Below are 4,063 nucleotides of genomic sequence, written 5' to 3'. Positions count from 1 at the left end.
TGGGGGCTGGCCTATCTGGGGGCGGCGTTTATCCAGGGCAATATCCGCTGGCTGGCGGCGGCCTTTGCCGTGGAGAAGCTGGTGTATGTGGTGGTGTGGGGGCTGTGGATGGCAAACCATAACCTTGGCGCGGTGTATGAGCAGGATCTGTTTGCCGGGGTGTTCTACAGTATCTACGGGCTCAACGATCTGGCCTTCATGTTGTTCTTTGGCTGGGTGTTTCTTTCGCAACGCGCCAAAGGTTGATCTGATTCAGGGTGAGCGTCTTATCGGATGCCGGTATTGCTGACGGGCGGTCTGTTCGCGCTAATCTCTGTAATAACACCTCTTTAGACCGTGCAAGGAATTGAGACCATGCCAACCATCCTCTTCGTGCTGTTCGCCATTTCATTCCTGCCCATTTTTCTCGCCTGGGCGGGCGTCTATTTCCGTATCAGGCAGTTTGGCACCTTCGATAACTACCATCCCCGCCAGCAACAGGCGGCGCTGGTCGGGGCAGGAGCCAGGGTGCAGGGGGCGCAGGCCAATGCCTGGGAATCGCTGACGGTGTTTACCATGGTGTGCTTTATCGCCTATGCGTCCGGGCTGGATCTGAACCAGCTTGATGGTGTGGCGTTACTGTATCTGGCGGCGAGGGTGCTGCACCCGATTCTGTATATCGCCAATCTGGCCTGGTTTCGTTCAGCCATCTATGCGGTGGGGATGGGATGTTGTCTGTATATCGTTTATCTGGCGGCAAGTCAGTGAGAGGGCAATAGGTGCCCGCCCTGCAAGCGAGCCTCCCCAAAGGGGGAAGGGAAACCCGCGAGCAGGGCGGGCGTTTACTGGATCTGCTCGAGCGCCTCCCGGGTTCTGGCGTTCTGTTGGTCAGCCAGGCTGTTCACCTGAGCTTCGAATTTTTTCAGTTCTTCTGCATTGGTGGGCGTCTTGACGGTGGTGTTGGAGCCGTCTTCGACGCTTACAACAGGAGCCGGAGTGCTTTGCAGCTGGGTCATGACCAGCCAGCCCACAGCGAGCAGGGCCAGCAGTAATCCAATCAAACGCATAGTGTTGCTTTCCTGACGGTCCGCAGTGTGGCTTCGACCATCTCAGCCCGGGAGAAAACGGTCAATCTGCTGCGGTTATACGGTCTGATTTAGGTGATGTATGACGTTATCTCCAGCGGGGTTGTCTTGGAATGTGCTCGTGGCAACCCCTGTCTATCTCTACGTTTAAGTAGACGAATTCTGTATTTATGTATTTTCTCTCCTGTCGAATTTGACCCATATCAACAAACCATAACATTGCCCAATGTAACTATTGAGCCTGTCATCGTGCTGGCCCTAGCATCCGATCAATCCGATCTGTTCAAGGGGCATGACAATGACAATTCAGGTTGATCCGGTGCGCCGGAATCTCAAATTCGGGCTGCCCGCCGGCAAGGCATTGAGCTGGAATCCGGGCGGGCTGCATATCTCCCAGTTCTATAACACCCTGTCGATTTTCTTTCCGGCGGGGGAGCGCTTCTTTATCCAGAGCGTGCGCAACTATCGCCAGGAAATCACCGATGCGCATCTGAAGGAACAGGTTTCCGCCTTTATCGGCCAGGAAGGCTTCCACACCCGTGAGCACGAGGAATACAACGAGGCGCTGGTGGCGGCGGGTATGCCCATCGAGGCCATGGATGCGGTGGTGGTGCGGTTGCTGGAACTGGTGAAGAAGGCGCCCCGTTCCGTTCAGCTGGCCGCCACGGTGGCACTGGAGCACCTGACCGCGGTGCTGGGCGACATGCTGCTGCGCAATACCGAACTGATGGAAGGGGTGGACCCCCATTACTCGGCGATCTGGCGATGGCATGCCATTGAGGAAACCGAACACAAGGCGGTGTGTTTCGATGCTTTCGAGCAGGTGGTGGGCAAGGGCATCCAGGCCTATGGCCTGCGTGTGGGAGCCTTTCTGTTGGCCAATGCGTTGTTCTGGAGCCTGTACCTGCCGTTCTACACAGTGATGGTGGCGAAGGGCGGCGGTCTGTTGAACCTGAAGGGCTGGTGGAAAGTTTTGAACCTGACGGTGGGCCGCCCGGGGGTATTGCGCCGGGCCCTGCCGGACTGGCTGGATTTCTTCCGCCCCGGTTTTCACCCCTGGATGCATGACAACCGGGAATTCCTGGACCAGGCCGAGGCACTGATGGACGAAGTGGCGGCCTTTGATGTGAACCGGCTGCAAGCCGCCTGAGGAGGGCAGGGACATGACCAGTAAAGCGAAGATTTCAGCAAAGACGATTTCCGTGGATGTGGCCATCGTGGGCGCCGGTTTCGGCGGGCTGTGCATGGCGATCAAGCTGCGTGAGGCGGGCAACGAGGATTTTGTGATCCTGGAAAAGGCATCGGAAGTGGGCGGGGCCTGGTACTTCAATGGCTATCCCGGGGCGGCCTGCGATGTGCAGTCGCACCTGTATTCCTTTTCGTTCGCCGGCAAGGCGGACTGGAGCAAGCGCTACGCGCCCCGGGACGAAATCGAGAACTACATTCTCGACACCGTGGAGCAGTATCAGCTGCGGCCCTTTATCCAGTTCAACCAGGAAGTGAACGAAGCCCATTTTGATGAAACCACCGGCCGCTGGACCGTGCGTACTGCTGCTGGCATGACCATTGATTGCCGTCACTTTGTGCTGGCGTCCGGCCCGTTGCATGTGCCGAACGTGCCCAACATCAAGGGCCTCAAGCGCTTCAAGGGCAAGGTGATGCATTCCGCCGAGTGGGATCATGGCTATGATCTGGTGGGCAAGAAGGTGGTATCCATCGGCACCGGTGGCAGCGCCATTCAGTACTGCCCGGAAATCGCCCCCAAGGTGAAGAAGCTGTCCGTATTTCAGCGCAGTGCGGCCTGGGTGATTCCCCGGGATGAACGCGGTTACTGGGGGATTCAACAGCGGTTGTTCAAGCGTTTCCCGGCGCTGCGCAAACTGCATCGGGCGCGGCTTTACTGGAGCAATGAATCCCGGGTGGCACCGGCCTCCAGCCCGAAGGCGGCGCAACTGCTGGGGACCCTGTGCAAGCAGTTCATTCGCCTGCAGGTGAAAGACAAGGCGCTGGTGAAGGCGCTGACCCCGGATTACACCTTCGGCTGCAAACGGGTGCTGATTTCCAACAAGTGGTACCCCATGTTCAACCGCGACAATGTGGAACTGGTCACCGCCGGGATCCGCGAGGTGAAAGCCCACAGCGTGGTCACTGAAGACGGGGTAGAGCATGAAGCGGATTGCATCATTCTTGGCACCGGCTTTGTGGTTGATCCGCGTATCTACATGAAAAATTTTCCGCTCACCGGTTTGCCGGGCCATGATCTTCATAAGGACTGGGCCAAGTCTGCGGAAGCGCATTACGGCGTTACCGTCAGCGGCTACCCGAACCTGTACATGCTGGTGGGTCCGAACACAGGGCTGGGCCACAATTCGATTCTGTTCATGATCGAGTGTCAGGTGAAATACATCCTGCAATGCATGGCGCTGCTGCGTGAGGAAGGCGCGGACTATCTGGATGTAAAACCGAAAGCCCAGGAAGCCTTTAACGCGAACGTGCAGCGTCGCTTGCAGGGCACCACCTGGACCTCCGGTTGCACCAGCTGGTACCAACAGGACGATGGCAAGAACTTCGCCCTGTGGCCGGGTTCCACCTGGCGCTACTGGCTGGAAACCCGCAACGTGCGCTCCACGGATTATGACTTTGTGTGTGCCGATGCTGAGGCAACGGTGGAAGCCTGACGGGGTTTCGAGACTACGGTAAAAGAGAGGGGCAGCCTGGGCTGCCCCTTTTTTGTGGATGGCGGTTCTGCCATTGCGGATGGCTTGTGGTAAAAAAGGGGAGAAATAAGCCGGCCAGAGAATATTGATGAGAAAAATAGCCCCGATTATCGCTGCTGTGACAGTGCTGGCACTGTACGGGCTGGATAACCTGCGAGATGACAGCACCGTCAGCCAGGCACCGGCTCAGGCCTACCAAACTGGATCGGCTGCGGTTGCCGGTGATCGCGCTATTCAGGTGGCCTATGAAAACCGGCAAAGCGATGTTCAGGTAGAAGGGGC

The 4,063-nt window shown here is 57.6% G+C and carries 5 protein-coding genes and 1 pseudogene; 5 read left to right on the top strand and 1 reads right to left on the bottom strand.

Translation table 11 applies throughout. From position 1 onward, the window contains the following. Together HUJ17_RS12845 and HUJ17_RS12840 are read left to right on the top strand one after the other, a co-directional pair. Positions 1-246: pseudogene (locus tag HUJ17_RS12845) on the top strand (hypothetical protein); the annotation flags it as partial. A gap of 108 nt (positions 247-354) precedes the next feature. After that, a complete protein-coding gene (locus tag HUJ17_RS12840; protein WP_290511064.1) occupies positions 355-747 on the top strand; it encodes an MAPEG family protein in 393 nt (130 codons plus the stop codon). A 74-nt stretch (positions 748-821) separates the two neighbouring features. Here the strand turns inward: HUJ17_RS12840 and HUJ17_RS12835 are convergent, their stop codons facing one another. Next, entirely contained in the window at positions 822-1,046 is a 225-nt protein-coding gene (locus HUJ17_RS12835) for a hypothetical protein (protein WP_290511063.1), read from the bottom strand. Between the two features lie 316 nt (positions 1,047-1,362). Here HUJ17_RS12835 and HUJ17_RS12830 point away from each other — a divergent pair, with 316 nt between their 5' ends. The 3 genes from HUJ17_RS12830 to HUJ17_RS12820 form a co-directional block, all read left to right on the top strand. Then, a complete protein-coding gene (locus tag HUJ17_RS12830; protein ID WP_290511062.1) occupies positions 1,363-2,214 on the top strand; it encodes a metal-dependent hydrolase in 852 nt (283 codons plus the stop codon). Positions 2,215-2,227: 13 nt separating this feature from the next. Further along, positions 2,228-3,742, top strand: coding sequence for an NAD(P)/FAD-dependent oxidoreductase (locus tag HUJ17_RS12825; RefSeq protein WP_290511061.1), 1,515 nt, complete (start codon positions 2,228-2,230; stop codon positions 3,740-3,742). Between the two features lie 127 nt (positions 3,743-3,869). Continuing rightward, positions 3,870-4,063: hypothetical protein (locus HUJ17_RS12820; protein WP_290511060.1), on the top strand; the 194-nt coding region annotated here is incomplete at its 3' end.

The organism is Alcanivorax sp. (genome assembly GCF_014762765.1).
Classification (GTDB): domain Bacteria; phylum Pseudomonadota; class Gammaproteobacteria; order Pseudomonadales; family Alcanivoracaceae; genus Alcanivorax.
Note: the sequence above shows the minus strand (reverse complement) of the source record. Positions and strands in the feature narration are given on the sequence as shown.